This window comes from Pseudoroseicyclus sp. H15 (genome assembly GCF_054353345.1).
Genome location: NZ_JBTHJE010000002.1, coordinates 225,760 through 242,143 on the forward strand (window position 1 = coordinate 225,760; position 16,384 = coordinate 242,143).

Annotated in this window: 15 protein-coding genes; 4 read left to right on the top strand and 11 right to left on the bottom strand. The window is 67.6% G+C overall.

Features of this window, described 5'->3' with window-relative positions; genetic code table 11:
* Window positions 1-104: 104 nt before the first annotated feature.
* Window positions 105-461, bottom strand: a complete 357-nt coding sequence (hisI, locus tag ACXN5S_RS04950) for a phosphoribosyl-AMP cyclohydrolase (RefSeq protein WP_458604294.1) — start codon at window positions 459-461, stop codon at window positions 105-107.
* A 72-nt stretch (window positions 462-533) separates the two neighbouring features.
* Here hisI and ACXN5S_RS04955 point away from each other — a divergent pair, with 72 nt between their 5' ends.
* Window positions 534-992 carry an iron-sulfur cluster assembly scaffold protein gene (locus ACXN5S_RS04955; RefSeq protein WP_458604295.1) on the top strand — a complete coding sequence of 153 codons (459 nt, stop codon included), beginning with the start codon at window positions 534-536 and terminating at the stop codon, window positions 990-992.
* A gap of 4 nt (window positions 993-996) precedes the next feature.
* Here ACXN5S_RS04955 and ACXN5S_RS04960 read toward each other — a convergent pair whose 3' ends face one another.
* From ACXN5S_RS04960 to dusB, 10 genes are all read right to left on the bottom strand, one after another.
* The gene (locus tag ACXN5S_RS04960; RefSeq protein WP_458604296.1) at window positions 997-1,845 is read right to left on the bottom strand and encodes a protein-methionine-sulfoxide reductase heme-binding subunit MsrQ; all 849 of its coding nucleotides are present in this window, start codon (window positions 1,843-1,845) and stop codon (window positions 997-999) included.
* A 121-nt stretch (window positions 1,846-1,966) separates the two neighbouring features.
* Complete coding sequence (hflX, locus tag ACXN5S_RS04965; protein ID WP_458604297.1) at window positions 1,967-3,253, bottom strand: GTPase HflX; 1,287 nt, start codon at window positions 3,251-3,253, stop codon at window positions 1,967-1,969.
* Complete coding sequence (hfq, locus tag ACXN5S_RS04970; RefSeq protein WP_373356741.1) at window positions 3,250-3,483, bottom strand: RNA chaperone Hfq; 234 nt, start codon at window positions 3,481-3,483, stop codon at window positions 3,250-3,252. Before hfq ends, hflX begins: the two co-directional genes overlap by 4 nt.
* Window positions 3,484-3,599: 116 nt before the next feature.
* Complete coding sequence (locus tag ACXN5S_RS04975; protein ID WP_458604298.1) at window positions 3,600-5,123, bottom strand: TrkH family potassium uptake protein; 1,524 nt, start codon at window positions 5,121-5,123, stop codon at window positions 3,600-3,602.
* A gap of 55 nt (window positions 5,124-5,178) precedes the next feature.
* The gene (gene trkA / locus ACXN5S_RS04980) at window positions 5,179-6,549 is read right to left on the bottom strand and encodes a Trk system potassium transporter TrkA (RefSeq protein ID WP_458604299.1); all 1,371 of its coding nucleotides are present in this window, start codon (window positions 6,547-6,549) and stop codon (window positions 5,179-5,181) included.
* A gap of 262 nt (window positions 6,550-6,811) precedes the next feature.
* Window positions 6,812-8,212: a nitrogen assimilation response regulator NtrX gene (gene ntrX / locus ACXN5S_RS04985; protein ID WP_458604300.1), complete on the bottom strand. Its 1,401-nt coding sequence runs from the start codon at window positions 8,210-8,212 to the stop codon at window positions 6,812-6,814.
* A gap of 7 nt (window positions 8,213-8,219) precedes the next feature.
* A complete protein-coding gene (locus ACXN5S_RS04990; RefSeq protein ID WP_458604301.1) occupies window positions 8,220-10,436 on the bottom strand; it encodes a sensor histidine kinase NtrY-like in 2,217 nt (738 codons plus the stop codon).
* Between the two features lie 108 nt (window positions 10,437-10,544).
* Window positions 10,545-11,915: a response regulator gene (locus ACXN5S_RS04995; RefSeq protein WP_458604302.1), complete on the bottom strand. Its 1,371-nt coding sequence runs from the start codon at window positions 11,913-11,915 to the stop codon at window positions 10,545-10,547.
* A gap of 3 nt (window positions 11,916-11,918) precedes the next feature.
* A complete protein-coding gene (locus tag ACXN5S_RS05000; RefSeq protein ID WP_458604303.1) occupies window positions 11,919-13,007 on the bottom strand; it encodes a two-component system sensor histidine kinase NtrB in 1,089 nt (362 codons plus the stop codon).
* A complete protein-coding gene (dusB, locus tag ACXN5S_RS05005) occupies window positions 13,004-13,930 on the bottom strand; it encodes a tRNA dihydrouridine synthase DusB (protein WP_458604784.1) in 927 nt (308 codons plus the stop codon). The genes ACXN5S_RS05000 and dusB overlap by 4 nt, the downstream gene beginning before the upstream one ends.
* 310 nt (window positions 13,931-14,240) lie before the next feature.
* Between dusB and ACXN5S_RS05010 the strand changes: the two genes are divergently transcribed.
* The 3 genes from ACXN5S_RS05010 to ACXN5S_RS05020 are packed head-to-tail and all read left to right on the top strand — an operon-like array spanning window position 14,241 to window position 16,365.
* The gene (locus ACXN5S_RS05010; RefSeq protein ID WP_458604304.1) at window positions 14,241-15,401 is read left to right on the top strand and encodes a bifunctional 2-C-methyl-D-erythritol 4-phosphate cytidylyltransferase/2-C-methyl-D-erythritol 2,4-cyclodiphosphate synthase; all 1,161 of its coding nucleotides are present in this window, start codon (window positions 14,241-14,243) and stop codon (window positions 15,399-15,401) included.
* Window positions 15,398-15,886 carry a phosphatidylglycerophosphatase A family protein gene (locus ACXN5S_RS05015; RefSeq protein WP_458604305.1) on the top strand — a complete coding sequence of 163 codons (489 nt, stop codon included), beginning with the start codon at window positions 15,398-15,400 and terminating at the stop codon, window positions 15,884-15,886. The genes ACXN5S_RS05010 and ACXN5S_RS05015 overlap by 4 nt, the downstream gene beginning before the upstream one ends.
* Complete coding sequence (locus tag ACXN5S_RS05020) at window positions 15,883-16,365, top strand: CinA family protein (RefSeq protein ID WP_458604306.1); 483 nt, start codon at window positions 15,883-15,885, stop codon at window positions 16,363-16,365. The genes ACXN5S_RS05015 and ACXN5S_RS05020 overlap by 4 nt, the downstream gene beginning before the upstream one ends.
* The last annotated feature ends 19 nt before the right edge of the window (window positions 16,366-16,384 follow it).

Sequence of the window (16,384 nt, forward strand, 5' to 3'; positions counted from 1 at the left end):
CCTTGCCCCACCCGGTACGCGCCAACGGCGCAGGGCGAAGGGACAAGACAATCGGGTGTCGACGGGGTCCTCAGTTGGCGGACTGACTTGCCGCCTAAAGCGACCTACCGCGCCGCGATCAACTCCACGGTCTCGCCCTCCCGCACGGCGCGGTAAAAGCAGCTCCGCCGCCCCGTGTGGCAGGCCGGCCCCGTCTGGTTCACCAGCACCAGCACGCAATCCTCGTCGCAATCGTAGCGGAACTCGACCAGCTCCTGCACATGGCCCGAGGTCTCGCCCTTTACCCAGAAGGCCTGCCGCGAGCGCGACCAATAGGTCACGCGGCCGCTCTCCAGCGTGCGGGTCACCGCCTCGGCATTCATCCAGGCCATCATCAGCACCTCGCCGCTGGCGGCATCCTGGGCGATGGCGGGGATGAGGCCCGCCTCGTTGTAACGAAGCTGCGCGGGGTCGAAGGGCATGGGCGTTCTCTCTTTGCATCGGGCGGAGCCGGGCCTATCTAGGGCGGGACACGCCAACGCGAAAGCCCTTCGATGTCCGCCGACAGCGACCTGATCAAGCTCTATTCCTCCCGCATCCTCGGGCTGACGGCCGACATGCCGCGCCTGGGCAAGCTGGAATCGCCCGATGGCGAGGCGCGCCGCCGCTCGCCCACCTGCGGCTCGACGGTGCATGTCACGCTGGCCTGGGACGGCAGCCACGTGACCGATTACGCACAGGAAGTGAAAGCCTGCGCGCTCGGCCAGGCCTCGGCCTCTGTCGTCGGCGGAGTGGTGGTCGGGCTCGATGAGCCGACGATCCGCAAGGGCCGAGACGAGCTTGCCGCCATGCTGGCCGGCGGCCCGGCACCCGAGGCGCCCTTTGACGGGCTGGAAGCGCTCTCCCCGGCGCGCGAGTACAAAAACCGCCACGCCTCGATCATGCTGGCGCTGGAGGCAACGTTGGAGGCCATTACGGCCGCCCGCTCCTCCTCCCGGTCCGCGCAGGCCTGAGGGCTCAGGCGCGCCGGATCGCGGCTGCCGCTGCGATGGCCAGGCTGATCGCAGCCATCTTCCACGACGGCGAGATGCCGATCAGGAAGGTCCAGTTCAGCGACAGTGTGAAGAGTGGGTCGGCCTCGCGCAGCCACCAGGGCACCAGCGCCTCGGAGGCGACGACCAGCACCACGCAGGCCAGCCCGAGAGCCAGCAAAGGCCCGGGCCGCGCGCCCTGCCCCCGCTTCGCCAGCCAGCGCCAGCCCATCAGCCAGGCGAAACAGCCGAGCGTCAGGAACGGCATGCCGGCATAGCTGCCGGGCGAGAGCAAAAAATGTGCCACCGCCAGCGTCGTGACCGGATAAGTCCACCAATGCAGCCGCCGCCAGGCCGCCCCGCCCATCCGCCGCACCGCGCCGTCGAACGACGTCGCGCTGAGCGCGATGAGGCCGATGAGTGCGAGGGTGGCGAGGATCAGCGACAGGCGGGTAAAGGTCTCGATGAAGATCGGCCCCCACTCCCACATCCGCAGCCAGAAGAAGATCACGAGGTGCGCCAGCGTGTAGGCCAGCGCCGCCACGCCGATCATGCGGCGCACCTGTAGCAGGCGCCCCCAGCGCAAGATCTGCCGGGCGGGGGTGATGGCGAGGCTGGCGAGCAGCATCCAGATCGCCCAGACGCCGGACCAATAGGTGAGGTCCGCCTGCGGGACCATCCAGATGCCGGCGTCCCACCAATAGAGCATCCAGCCCGCCGGGTAGATCAGGGCGAGGAAGACGATGAGCTTCAATACAGACAGGCGGCCATTCGGCCCCCTCCAGGGCATAGCGCGGCGCCAGCCGGGGCGCACCGGTGTTGGATCGCTGGTCATGGGCCTCCTCCTCGAACACCCGGATAGGGGTTCCAGTGAGGGGAAGGTCAAGCGCGGCGATGGCGGAGTGCCACGAATTCCGCGCGGAATTCGTTACGGAATTCGCGCGAATTCCCTGCGCTCAGAGGGCCGCGAAGCGCTCTTTCTGCCGCTCGGTCCAGCGAAGCCGCAGAAGATAGCCGTCTTCCGTCTGCTCCTCGGCCTCGATCACCTCCTGCTCGTGCAGCCAGGCCCGCTTGCGGCCGTCGGCAAAGGGCAGCAGCATCTCTTCCTCCAGCCGCATCGGCGCGAGCGTATTGGCGATGGTCTCGACCAGCGCGTCGACGCCCTGCCCCGTCCAGGCGGAGATGGCGACCGGCCCCTCCTGCCCTGCGCGCCGCTCGGCAGCCTCGCGGGCCAGCTCGGGCAGCAGGTCGATCTTGTTCCAGACCTCGATCACCGGCACGTCCGGGTTCACGCCCAGGCTGGTGAGGATCGTCTCGACCTCCTCGGCCTGCTCCTCCGTCTCGGCATGGCTGATGTCGCGCACATGCAGGATCAGATCGGCCTCCAGCACTTCTTCCAGCGTGGCGCGGAAGGCGGCGACCAGCTCGGTCGGCAGGTCGGAGATGAAGCCCACCGTGTCGGAGAGGATGATCTCCTGCCCATCGAGCTTGAGGCGCCGCATCGTGGGGTCGAGCGTGGCGAAGAGCATGTTTTTCGCCATGACCTCTGCCCCGGTGAGGCGGTTGAAGAGCGTGGACTTGCCGGCGTTGGTATAGCCCACCAGCGCGACGATCGGATACGGCACCTTGGCGCGGGCGGCACGGTGCAGCGTGCGGGTCTTCACGACCTTGCCGAGTTGGCGCTTGAGGCGGGTGAGCTGCTCGTCGATGGCGCGGCGGTCGGCCTCGATCTGCGTCTCGCCGGGGCCGCCGACGAAGCCGAGGCCACCCCGCTGGCGCTCAAGGTGGGTCCAGGCGCGCACGAGGCGGGTGCGCTGATAGGTCAGCGCGGCCATTTCGACCTGCAGCACGCCTTCGCGAGTGCGGGCGCGGTCGGAGAAGATTTCCAGGATCAGGCCCGTCCGGTCGAGGAGCTTGACCTTCCACTCCTTCTCCAGATTGCGCTGCTGTACGGGGCTCACCGGCCCATCGACCAGCACCAGCTCGATCTCGGCCGCCTCGATTGCGGCCTTCAGCTCGGCAACCTTGCCCTTGCCGAAGAGCGTGCCGGGATGCGGCTTGGGCAGCGGCACGACCTCTCCGCCCGCCACCTCGATGGCGGCGAGGGCCCGCGCGAGGGCCACAGCCTCTTCCAGCGCAGGTACGGCGGCCCGGCGGTCCGGGTCGCCTTTCATGTCGGGGTGGAGGACGAGCGCGCGGGTGGGATGCTCGGCGGTCGCTCCCTCAAGCGGATCTTCGGTCAATCGTCGGAATCATTCAGGTTGATGGGCTGGCTCGGCATGATGGTCGAGATCGCGCTCTTGTAGACGAGCTGCGACTGGCCGTCGCGGCGCAGCAGCACGCAGAAGCTGTCGAACCAGGTGATGACGCCCTGCAGCTTCACGCCATTGATCAGGAAGATGGTCACCGGAACCTTGATTTTGCGGACGTGGTTGAGAAACGCGTCCTGCAGGTTCTGTTTGTCAGCGGCCATTCAAGCGCCCTTTTTCTTCTTGCGGCCGCGATCGGCCTGCCCCTTCGTTAGGTCAAGTATGGAACGCCCCATGCGGAGTTTCCACCCCCAATTGAACCGCGGTGCAGTTGCGTGTCTCAGCGGCGCCAGGCGGCCGGGTTGAAGAGCGCAATCAGCGCCAGAGTCTCCAGCCGGCCGAGCACCATGGCGCCGGCGAGAATGGCCTTGGCCATCGCCGGCAGCCCCTCGAACGAGATCGGGTATTCCCCCGCGATCTCGACGATGGGCCCGCAATTGGCGAGCGTGGCGACAGCGAGGATCATCGCCGTTTCGAACTGCACGCCGTAGAGCGACAGAAGCAGCATCACGGTGGTGACCGAAAGCGCGAAGAGCATGAAGAAAAGCCAGGAAATATAGGCCCCTTCGCGCCTGATGCGCCGCGCCGTCGCCCCCGACCCGCCCACCGAGGACGGATGCACCAGCCGCCCCAGCTCACGCACCCCGTGCTTGTAGAGAGCGTAGATCCGCAGGAGCTTCACGCCCCCCGCCGTCGTGGCCACACCGCCCCCCACCAGGGCCAGCCCGACGAGCACCAGGCCGGGCGTGTGCAGCCCCGACCAATCCTGCGCGAGGCGCCATTCGGCGCTCTCGAACCCGGTGGTGGTGAGGAACGAAAGGACGGTGAAGAAACTGCCCCAGAGCGCCCCGATCCCGGCCCAAAGGCCCCCCGTTGTCAGCCCGTCGCCCGCTGCCGCGAAGAAATGCCGCAGGAAGAGCAGCCCCGGCACGATCAGCACCAGCGCCGTAGCCATCCCCACCTCGGGGTCGCGCATCAGGCTGCGGCCACGCTCCATCATCGGGCGGCGCGCGAAGGCCAGACGCGAGATCGCGAAGATCATGAAGAATGCCATCAGGAGCTCGCCGAAGAAACCCGAGCCGGTGTAGGAGGTGCCCGAGGGCAAGGGCGAGATGCCCGAGGTCGCCATCACCGACATCGCATGGCAGATCGCCACCAGCGGCACCTCGCCCGAGATCAGCAGCCCGATCCAGAGCGCACCGGTCAGCCCCGCATAAACGGGCGCCAGCGCCGCCGCCTGCCGCGCCAGCCGCTCTGCGGGCAGCGAATGGCGCGCCAGCTTCGACAGCCGCCCCGCCATGCCGTCGGAACTCGCGGCGGCCTGCACCTCGAAACCGCCGAGGTTCATCGGCGCCAGCAGCGCCGCCGCCGTCACCCAGACGGTCAGCCCGCCGAGCCAGCCGACCAGCGCGCGCCACAGATGCAGCGAGGGGTTCAGCCGGCCGAGATTGTCGTAAACGGTGCCGCCGGTGGTTGTGAAAGCCGCCACCATCTCGAACCAGGCATCGAGAAAGCTCACCTCGCCGAGCGCCACGTAGAAGGGCACTGCCAGCATGGCCGGCAGCACCAGAAAGGCGGCGAGCAGCCCGGCGAGCTGGCTTTGCGGCGCCGCATTGGGCCGGCCGCCGCGCGTGGCGCCGCCCACCAGCGCGGTGAGCATCGAGAACAGGATGAAGCCGTAGAAGAAGATGCGCGCCGTCTTGAAATCTTCCAGCGTCAGCGCATGCAGCGCCGGCACGAGCATGGCGACGGAGCCCACGACCATGGCATAGACGAAGAACGGCGCCCCGGCCCGGCGTGTCATCACCTCGGCCATCAGGCGCGGCCCCGCGTTTGCGGAAGTGCTCCGCGGCCCTGCATCAGAAGAAGTCGATGGAGACCTGCAACAGCCGCTCCACCTGATGCACATCCGGGCTCATGGCGAAGAGCGCGATGAGATCGCCCTCTTCGATGCGCACATCGCCCGTCGGTTTGACAAATTTGCCCTCGCGCAGGATGCCGCCCACGCGCACGCCTTCGGGGAAGGCGATTTCGCGCACCCGCTGCCCGGCGATGTTGGAGGTGCCGAGCACCTGTGCCTCGATCATCTCGGCCTCGGCATCGCCAATGGAATAGACGCCGCGCACGCGCCCGTGCCGGATATGGCGCAGGATCGACGACACCGTCGTAGCGCGCGGGTTGATATAGGCGTCGATGTCGAGCGGCCCCATCAGCGGCAGAAGCGTGGGGTCGTTGACGAGACAGATCGACATGCTGGCGCCCATCTCCTTGGCGCGGACAGAGGCAAGCAGGTTCGTCTTGTCGTCATCGGTGACGACCAGCACGGCATCGGCCGATTCCACGCCCGCCTCTTCCAGCAGAGCCGCATCCAGCCCGTCGCCATTGAGCACGATGGTCCGCTCCAGCGCGTCGGCGGCCTCCTCGGCGCGGCGACGATCCTTCTCGATCACCTTGGCGCGGATGCGCCGCTCTTCGAGCACGCGGGCAACGCCGAGGCCGACATTGCCGCCGCCGATGATGACGACGCGGTCCTGCTTGGCGGTGGATTTGCCGAAGATCTCCAGCGTCCGCCCGACATCCTCGGCCGCCGAGAACACATAGGCCTCGTCCTCCACGAAGAGCTGGTCATCGGCGCCGGGCACGAAAAGCTTGCCGTTCCGCCGCACGCCCACGACGACGGCGCGCAGGGTGGAGAAAAGATCGGTGAGCTGGCGCAGCGGCGTGTCGACGATGGGGCAATCCTCGCCCACCTTGATGCCGAGAAGCTGCGCCTTGCCGCCGAAGAAGCTTTCGGTATCGAACGCCGAGGGCGCGGCGAGCCGCTGCATGGCCGCCTCTGCGACCTCGCGCTCGGGGCTGATTACCACGTCGATCGGCATGTGATCGCGGCGGTAGAGATCGGAATAGATCGCGTCGAGATAGGACTGCGCGCGCAGGCGGGCAATCTTGCGGGAGATGGCGAAGACGGAATGGGCCACCTGGCAGGTGACCATGTTGACCTCGTCGCTATGCGTGGCGGCGATGATCATATCGGCATCCCGCGCCCCCGCCCGATCCAGAATGTCCGGGTAGGAGGCATGGCCGATGATGCCCTGCACGTCGAAGCTCTCGGTGACGCGGCGCACCAGATCGGGGTTGAGATCGACGACGGTGACATCGTTGCGCTCGCCCGACAGGTGGCGCGCGATCTGCCAGCCGACCTGCCCCGCGCCGCAGATGATGACCTTCATGCGCGCCCTCTCATGCGGCCCCTTTGTTGGCGCCATGGGTGCCAGAGGCGCGGGGTGCGGTCAATCGCTGCCGAGGGGGGCGCCTGGCTGCGGAGGGTGGGTCGGGGGATGGCATCCCCCGAGCCCCCTGCCTTTTACGAGGGCCTTTGGCCCCCACACCCCCGGTTTGGTGGGGGCCAGCCCCGTCGCCATTGTTGCTTGAACCAATGGCGCACTCAATGGCGACCCCCGGGATATTTCAGGAAAAGCGAGAGGGAAGGGGTTAGTCCTCCCCCACATGCGCCACGCGAGCGCCGGACTTGTTGCTTGTGACCACGCCGAGGCTCTTGAGCTTGCGGTGGAGGGCCGAGCGCTCCATGCCCACGAAGCTGGCAGTACGGGAGATGTTGCCGCCGAAGCGGTTGATCTGGGTGAGCAGGTATTCGCGCTCGAAAAGCTCACGCGCCTCGCGGAGCGGCAGCGTGGCAAGGCCGCCTGAGAGGACGACGCGGCCCTCCTCCTGGCCGGTGGCATCTTCCGGCCCCGGCAGCTCCTTGGCCGAGATGTCGCCCGAGGGCTCGCCGAGGATCAGGATGCGCTCGACCACGTTCTTGAGCTGCCGCACGTTGCCGGGCCAGAGCATCGTCTGAAGCAGCGCGCGGGCATCTTCGCCCAGCATGCGCAGCGGCAGCCCCTGCTCGCGGTTGAGCGTGGCGATGAAATGCTCGGCCAGCACCGGGATATCCTCGCGCCGCTCTTCCAGGCTCGGCACCGGGATCGGCACGACATTGAGGCGATGGTAGAGCTCTTCGCGGAAAGTGCCGGCGGCGATGGCGGCTTTCAGGTCGCGGTTCGTCGAGGAGATGACGCGCATGTCGACATGGATCTTCTCGGTGCCGCCGACGCGGGTGAAGGCCTGCTCGACCAGCACGCGCAGGATCTTCGACTGGGTGCCGACCGGCATGTCGGCCACTTCATCGAAATAGACGACGCCGCCATGCGCCTGCTCCAGCAGGCCCTTCTCCACCCCGCGCTCGCCGCTTTCGCGACCGAAGAGCACCTCTTCCATCCGCTCCGGCTCGATCGAGGCGGAATTGACGGTGACGAAGGGGGCGTTGGCCCTCGGCGAATTGGCGTGGATATAGCGCGCCGCCGTCTCCTTGCCGGAGCCGGGCTGGCCGGTGAGCATCACCCGACCATTCGAGCCGGTGACCTTGTCGAGCTGGCTGCGAAGGGTGCGGTAGCTGGCGCTGTCGCCCAGCATCTCGGCCGGCGCCTGCTCGCCGCGCTTGAGTTCGATGTTCTCGCGGCGCAGGCGGGCGGTTTCCATCGCGCGGCGGATGACGACGAGGAGCTGGTCGATGTTGAAGGGCTTCTCGATGAAGTCGTAGGCGCCCTGCTTGATGGCGGCGACGGCGATCTCGATATTGCCGTGGCCCGATATGATCACCACCGGCACCTCGGGATGCTCGCGCTTGGCATGCTTGAGGATGTCGATCCCGTCCATGCGGCTGTCTTTCAGCCAGATGTCGAGGATCATCAGGGCGGGCAGCTCCTTTTCGATCTCCTCCATGCAGCCGTCGGAATCGCCGGCCATGCGGGTGGTGTAGCCCTCGTCCTTCAAGATGTCCGAGATGAGTTCGCGGATGTCCCGCTCGTCATCGACGATCAGAATGTCGCTCATGCTTGCCTCATGCGGTTTTTCTTGCGTCTTCAAAAATCAGCGGCAGCGTGACCCGCGCCTCGGCCCCGGCATGGGCGCCGGGCGAGAACGGATCGGCATCGGTGAGTTCGAGGCTGCCGCCATGCTCCTCGATGATCTTCTTCACGATGGGCAGGCCGAGGCCGGTGCCCTTGTCGCGGGTGGTTACGTAGGGCTCGAACAGCTTGGCGCGGTCTTCCGGCAGGCCGATGCCGTTGTCGGCAATCGAGATGACGGCGGCCGAGGCTGTCTGGCTAAGGGCGATGCGGATCTCGGGCACGTGGCCCTCGGGCGCGCCCTGTTCGCGCAGGGTTTCAATGGCTTCGCCCGCGTTCTTGATGAGGTTGGTCAGCGCCTGGCTGATCATCGTGGCGTCGAGATCGGCATTGATGGCGATCTCGGGCACGTCCGCCTCGATCTGCACATCAGGCTGACCGGCCTGCTGGAGCACCACCGCATCGCGCAGGAGCTGGGCGAGGTCACAAGGCGCCCGCTCCGGCTCCGGCATGCGGGCAAAACGGGAGAATTCGTCGACGATGCGGCGCAGGTGCAGGGTCTGGCGGATGATGACATCGGTCATCTGGTCTAGCGCCTGGCTGTCTTCTTCGCTGACCAGCTTGCCGAACTTGCGCTTGATGCGTTCGGAGGAGAGCTGGATCGGCGTCAGAGGGTTCTTGATCTCATGGGCAATCCGCCGTGCGACATCGCCCCAGGCCGCCATGCGCTGGGCCGAGACGAGATCGGTCACGTCATCGAAGGCCACCACGTAGCCTTCCAGCGTGCCATCGGCGCGGCGGCGGGGGGCCATGCGCACCAACAGCGTCTCCTGCTTGCCGCCGCGGCTGAGGGCGACCTGCCCCTGCGCGACCTCCCGGTCGCCGGCAGAGACCTCATCGAAGAGCGCGCCAAACTCGGGCACGGCCACTGTCATCGGCATCTCTTCCTGCGCCTCGCCCACATAGAGCAGGCGCCGGGCCGAGCGGTTGGCGAAGTCGATGCGGCCGTCGGGGCTGAGGCCGATGACGCCGGACGTGACGGAGGAGAGCACGGAATCGAACAGCCGGCGGCGGCCTTCGATCTGGCGGTTCGTCTCCATCAGCTCTTCACGTTGTGCTTTAAGTTCTCCCGTCATCTGGTTGAAATAACGGCCCATCTGGGCGAACTCGTCCTCGCCGGCCGCCTCGACAACGCGCACGTTCAGATCGCCGGAACCCACACGCTGCAGGGCGCTCACCAGCCTCCCGACGGGGCGCGAGAGGCGCTCGGCGAACCACAGGCCCAGCCAGACGGCTGCGAGGATCAAGAGGGTAGCGAAGCCGAAATAGAGCAGACCGAACTCGAACAGGATGCGGCTGCGGTCGCGCTCGAGCTGTTCGTAGAGCGTCACCGTCTCTTTGGTCTCGTCGAGCAGCGAGAGGATGCCGCCGTCGACGGGGCGGGTGACATAAAGATAGGCGTCTTCGAAATTGCGCAGCGGAATCAGCGCGCGGAATTCGTTGTTCGGGTAATCCTCGATGATCGACAGGCCCTCGTCGGCGGCCTGGGTGAAGGCCTCCTCCGACGGGCGCTCGTAGTAGAACTCGTAGCTTCGTGCGCCGCGGGCACGGATATTGCCGGCACCATCGACGACGAAGGCCTCGCTGAGGCCGCGATCGATCTGCGGCTGCACCTGCCCCAGCGCCTGGCGGATATCGCCGTTCGACATGAAGAATTCTTTGGCCCGCTCGGCATCGAGCCAGGCGGCGAGGCCCAGCCCATCTCGCGTCAGCTCCAGCCGGTGCTCTTCTTCATAGGCCTGCGCGGCCTCCAGCGAGGTGCCGACGACGTTGCGCACGCGCTGCGAGAACCAGCCCTCTAGCCCGACATTGATGGTGAGCACCGAGAAGATGGCAACGGTGACGGTGGGGATCAGCGCCAGCAGCGCGAAAACGCCCGTAAGCCGCAGGTGCAGGTTCGAGCCGGCAGAGCGGGCACGTCGGGCCAGCACCATGCGCCCGACCCGCTGCAACACCAGCGCCGCGAGGACGAGCACATAGACGAGGTCGGCCAGCAGAACGATGCGCAAGAGCGGCGCCGAAGTGCCCTGATCGAGCGGGCCAAGTACCACATAGGTCGCGGCAGCCAGCGAGGGACCAAGCAACACCAGCAGCAGCGTGCCGGCGTTCTGAACGCGCCGTTGCCCGCCCCAGCGCGCAATGCGCTGCAAAGTCCTGGTCGTTGACGACCGCCGCACTGTTACCGCCTTGCCACGGGGACGTGCCCCAAAAACCTGCCGGGTCAGCTATGGTTTGGCTGCCACGGTTCTGTGGCTCTTTTACATCAATTTGCGGCGGCGTGTCACGCGAATATCCAGATCGGTGATCTTCTTTCTCAAGGTATTGCGGTTGATCCCGAGAAGATCGGCACATTTGGCCTGGTTGCCGCCGGTCGCATCCAGCGCGATTTCGATCAGCGGCATTTCCACTTCCTTCAGGATACGCTGGTACAAACCCGGAGGCGGCAGCACGCCGCCATGCAGGTCGAAATACCGGCGCAGGTGCCGCGCGACGGAGGAGGAGAGTTTTTCGCCATCCCCCCCGCCCTTCAAGGGCTCCATCGTGGGCTGGTTGCCAAGGACGGTTTCCACCTCGATGCGGGTGATCTCGTCTTCACTGCCCGTCACCACGAGCCGGCGGATGGCATTCTCCAGCTGCCGGACGTTGCCGGGCCAGGAATAGGAGCGCACCAGATCCAGCGCCGGCTGGCCGAGGCGGCGCAGCGTGAAGCCGTCACGCTCGGCCCGGGCGAGGAAATGCTCGGCCAGAAGCGGGATGTCATCGACCCGCTCGCGGAGCGAGGGCACGGCGATGGTGACACCGCCAAGGCGGTAGAACAGGTCTTCGCGGAAGCCGCCCTCGTCGATCTTCGCCTTCAGATCGACCTGGCTGGTGGACATGATGCGTGGCGCGTTCTCGCCAAGCGTATCGAGCATCCGCACGATGCGCGCCTGCGCCTCGGCCGGGAAGTCACCAACCTCGTCGAAGAGGATCGAACCGCCCCGGGCCCGTCCCAGCACCGAAGAGGGACCGTCGGCCCCGTCGAGATCGGAGGCCGACACCACCACGAAGGGCAGCGTGCGACGGTCGGAAAAGTCGTGAATCGCCTTGGCGATCAGCGACTTGCCTGTGCCGCTCTCGCCGGTGATTAGCACCGGCAGCGCCGTGTTCATCACCCGGGCGACCAGCCGGTAGAGCGATTGCATCGCCGGAGTGCGCCCCACCAGCGGCAGATCGCCATCGCCCGTCTCTTCGGCCGCGGGCGCGCGCGGTGTGGGCGCGCGGCGCTTGACCTCCAGCGCGCGGGCAGCGCGCTTCATCAGGTCGGGCAGGTCGAAAGGCTTGGGCAGGTAGTCGTAGGCATCCACCTCGGCGGCCTGAATGGCCGTCATGATGGTGTTCTGCGCCGAGATGACGATCACAGGCAGGCCCGGCCGCGTTTCGGCGATCTTGGGGATCTGATCGAGCCCGTTGCCATCGGGCATGATGACGTCAGAGATCACCAGGTCGCCCTTGCCCTCATCGACCCAGCGCATCAGCGTGACCAGCGAGGAGGTGGCATGCACCTTGCAGCCGGCGCGCGTAAGCGCCTGCGTCAGCACCGTGCGGATGGTGCGGTCGTCATCGGCGACCAGAACTGTTCCGTCCATCTGTTACTCCTTCAGGTCTTCCGAGGGCAGCTCGGTTTCGGCGGGCGCCAGCGGCAGCGAGATACGGAAGACGGTGCGCCCCGGCACCGATTCCACGCTGATCCAGCCGCCGATATCGCTGATCAGCTTCGAGACGAGCGCCAGCCCCAGCCCGGTGCCGTTCTCCCGCCCCGAAACGAAGGGCTCGAAAATGTCGGCGGCGATATCGGGGCGAAGGCCCGGGCCATCGTCGATGATCTCAACCTGCACCGGCAGGCGGGCCAAAGTGCCGTCGGGCATGCGCCGGCGCAGCGAGGCCTCGTAGAAGGTATGCAGGCGGATCGTGCCGCCATGTTGGCCAACCTCCGAGGCGTTCTTGAGAAGGTTGAGGAACACCTGCAGCAGCTGGTCGCCATCGGCGTACACACGCGGCAGCGAGGGGTCGTAATCCTCAAGGAAGTACATATGCGCGCCGAAGCCCACGGCGGCGGATTGGCGGGCGCGGTCGAGAATGTCGTGGATATTCACCGGCTTGAGCAGCGGCGGGCGCAGGTTGCCGAATTGCTCGACCTGCTCCAGCAGCTTCACGATGCGCCGACCCTCGGCCACGATCAGATCCGTCAGCTCCAGATCGCTGCCCTTCAGTCCCATCGAGAGCAGCTGCGCCGCCCCGGTGATGCCGGCGAGCGGGTTCTTGATCTCATGCGTCAGCATCTCGGCCATGCCGATCGCCGATTTTGCGGCCTTGGCGGAGGAGATGTTCTGCGTCATCCGGCTGGCCATCTCGCGCGGGGCGATCAGCATCAGCATGGTGCCGGGCTGGCCCTCGAGCGGCGCGATCTGGATGTTGCAGGTCACCGGCGGGCGCTCGCCCGAGCCGACATCGACATCGTTGATGAAGAGCGACGAACTTTGCGCCCGGGCGCGCGCGAAGGCTTCCTCCAGATCGGCGTCGATGAGCACCTTCTCCCAAAGGGAGGCGCCGGTGAGCGCCTTGGAGGAGAGGTTGAGGAAGGTCTCGGCCGCCGGATTGCTCTCGATGATGCTGTCATCCTCGCAGAGCAGCAGCGTCGGCAGCGGCAGCGAATTCCAGAGCGCCGGGTCGCGGATCATGCTGCCTCCTCCGCCGGGGTCATCGCGTGCGGGAGGAGCCGCAGCACCTCCGCCGGATCGGCCGTCAGCAGGCGGCGGCGGAGCTCGGCCCCGGTGCCCGCCTCGTCCATGTACCAGGCCAGATGCTTGCGGAAGACGCGAGCGCCGAGCTTGGCCCCGTAAAATTCGAGCGACGCCTCCAGATGCTCCGACGCCAGCGCGGCGAGCTCGGCCCCGCACGGCACGTCAGGCGCCGGCGCGCCGGTGAGCGCCGCGGTGATCTCCGCCAGCCGCCAGGGCGTGCCCTGCGCGCCGCGGCCCACCATCACGCCGGCAGCGCCGGACTGTCGCAGCGCCTCGCGCGCATCCTCCACAGTGACGATATCGCCATTGGCGATGACGGGGATCGTCACCGCCTCGACCACGGCGCGGATCGCCGCCCAATCGGCCGAGCCCTTGTAGAACTGGCAGCGCGTGCGCCCGTGCACGACGATGCGCTTTATGCCCGCCGCCTCGGCCCGTGCCGCGATGACGGGGGCGTTGAGGCTATCATCATCCCAGCCCAGCCGCATCTTCAGCGTCACGGGCAGATCGCCAGCCGCTTCGACCACCGCCTCGATGATGGCGAGCGCCGCATCCTCGTTGCGCATCAGCGCCGAGCCCGACCAGCCGGAGGTGACCTTTCGGCTCGGGCAGCCCATGTTGATATCCAGCGCACTGGCGCCGTAGCCCGCCACGATGCGCGCCACCTCGCCCATCGGCTCCGGCTCGCAGCCGATCAGCTGAATGGCGGAGCCCTCGGCGTCGCCGCCGATCTCGGCGCGCGCTTCGGCGCCTTTGACGCCGTTCAGCATCTCGCGGGTCGCCACCATTTCCGACGTCACCCAATCGGCGCCGTAGCGGCGCACGATGCGGCGGAACGGCAGATCGGTGATGCCAGCCATGGGGGCCAGCGCGACAGGCCGCGCCGCGCCCGCGCCGGGCAGGCCCGAGGCCGATGTTGCTCCGCTCTGGCCGTCGCCGGCCTGCTCGTTGGCGAGGTTAAATGCCATGTGGTTGGTCGATTGCCTAATCGTTAAGCGCCCCACGGCACTTGTGGCGCGCGTTGCGGGGGAAGGCAATTGCGGCGGCGCGTCATTCATAAAACCTTCGATATCTGCCTAAGGATTAAGCACTCTAGCGCCGGGTTTGTCCCCGTTTGCACCCATGCGCAACAGGACTTAAGGAAGCAGCGACACGAATTGGAGGCCATGCATGGGCTGGGCCCTGATCCTTACCGCCGCCGGGCGGGGCCTGCGCGCCGGCGGCGGCGCGCCCAAGCAGTTCCGCCCGCTGGCCGGCACGCCGATGATCGCCCATGCCCTTGCCGCCTTTCAGCAAATCGAAGGTTTGCAGGGCGTCGTGGTCACGCTGGAAGACCCGTCAGGCCCCGAGGCAAGTGACATGCTCGCCCGCGGCTGCCAGGTGGTGGCCGGGGGCGAGAGCCGCTCTGCCTCTGTCCGCGCCGGGCTGGAGGCGCTGGCCGGCGCGGCGCCCGAGCATGTGCTCATTCACGATGCCGCGCGCCCCTGCGTCAGCCCCGCCCTGATCGCCCGCGTTTTGGGCGCCCTGCAAAGCGCCGAGGCCGCGGCCCCCGCCCTGCCCGTCACCGATGCGCTCTGGCGCGGCGGGCCGCATGTCGAGGCCGCCGTGCCGCGCGACGGGCTCTGGCGCGCGCAAACGCCGCAGGGCTTTCGCTTCAGCTCCATCCTTGCCGCCCACCGCGCGCATCAGGGCGAGGCCGCCGATGACGTCGCCGTGGCCCGCGCCGCCGGCATGGAGGTTGCGATTGTCGCCGGCGAAGAGGACAACCTCAAAGTCACGCATCCGGAAGATTTTGCCCGCGCCGAGCGCATTCTGGCCGGGCGCGAGGCAGGAGGGCCCATGACCATCACAGATGTCCGCACCGGCAACGGCTTCGACGTGCACCGCTTCGGCCCCGGCGACCACGTCTGGCTCTGCGGCATCGCAGTGCCGCATGAGCGCGGCCTGCAGGGCCATTCCGACGCCGATGTCGGCATGCATGCGCTGACCGATGCGATCTACGGCGCCCTCGCCGAGGGCGACATCGGCCAGCATTTCCCGCCCTCCGACCCGCAGTGGAAGGGCGCCGAGAGCCACATCTTCCTCGCCCATGCCGGCGCCCTTGCCCGCGAGAAGGGCTGGCGGCTCAGCCATTGCGATGTCACGCTCATCTGCGAGCGCCCCAAGGTCGGCCCCCATGCGCCGGCCATGCGCGCCCGCCTCGCCGAAATCCTCGGGGCCGACCCCGAGACCATCTCCGTCAAGGCGACCACCTCCGAGCGGCTGGGCTTCACCGGCCGCGAAGAGGGCATCGCCGCCATCGCCACAGCCACATTGGTCCGTTCCTCATGATGCATCTCGTCGCGACGCTCTTCGGCATTGGCCGCCTCAAGCCGGGCCCCGGCACCTGGGGCTCACTGGCCACCCTGCCCCTCGTCTGGTTGCTCCACATGATCGCCGGCCCCTGGCTGGTGGTGATCGTGCTGATCGCGATCGTGCCGCTCGGCTATGCCGCCGCCCAGGCCGAGATGAATGCCACCGGCGACAGCGACCCCTCGCATGTCGTGATCGACGAGGTGGTCGGCCAGATGATCGCGTTGCTGCCCGTCACCTTCGGCGCCTGGGCGATGGGGGCCAGTGTGCTGGCGCTCTGGCCCGGCTGGGTCGCGGCATTTGTGCTTTTCCGCCTCTTCGACATCTGGAAGCCCTGGCTCGTCGGCAAGCTCGATGCGCGCGGCGATGTCCAGGGGCTGATGGCCGACGACATGGTTGCCGGGCTCTTCGCCGCCATCGTCACCATCATCCTCGCCGGCCTCGCCCACGGGTTCCTGATGTGAGCGCCGAGGCCGTCCTCGCCGCCGCCCGCGCCGCCGGGCTAATGCTGGCGACGGCGGAAAGCTGCACCGGCGGGCTCGTGGCTGCGGCGCTGACGGAGATCGCCGGCTCCTCCGATGTGGTCGACCGGGGCTTCGTCACCTATTCCAACGCCGCCAAGCAGGCGATGCTGGGCGTGCGCCCCGCCACCCTCGCCGCCCACGGCGCCGTCTCCGAAGAGGTCGCCGCCGAGATGGCCGCCGGCGCCCTCGCGAACTCCGCGGCCCAGGTCACCGTCTCCATCACCGGCATCGCCGGCCCCGGCGGCAGCGAGCACAAGCCCGAGGGGCGCGTCTGCTTCGGCATCGCCGGCGCCGGCGGCGCCTGGACGGAGACGGTGGAATTCGGCGCGCCCGGCCGCGCGACGGTGCGCGCCGCCGCCACCGCCCATGCGCTCGCCCTACTCGCCGAGGCGATTGACCGGAGCACGGCCAAGGCTTAACGTTCCCGTATTGTTCTCA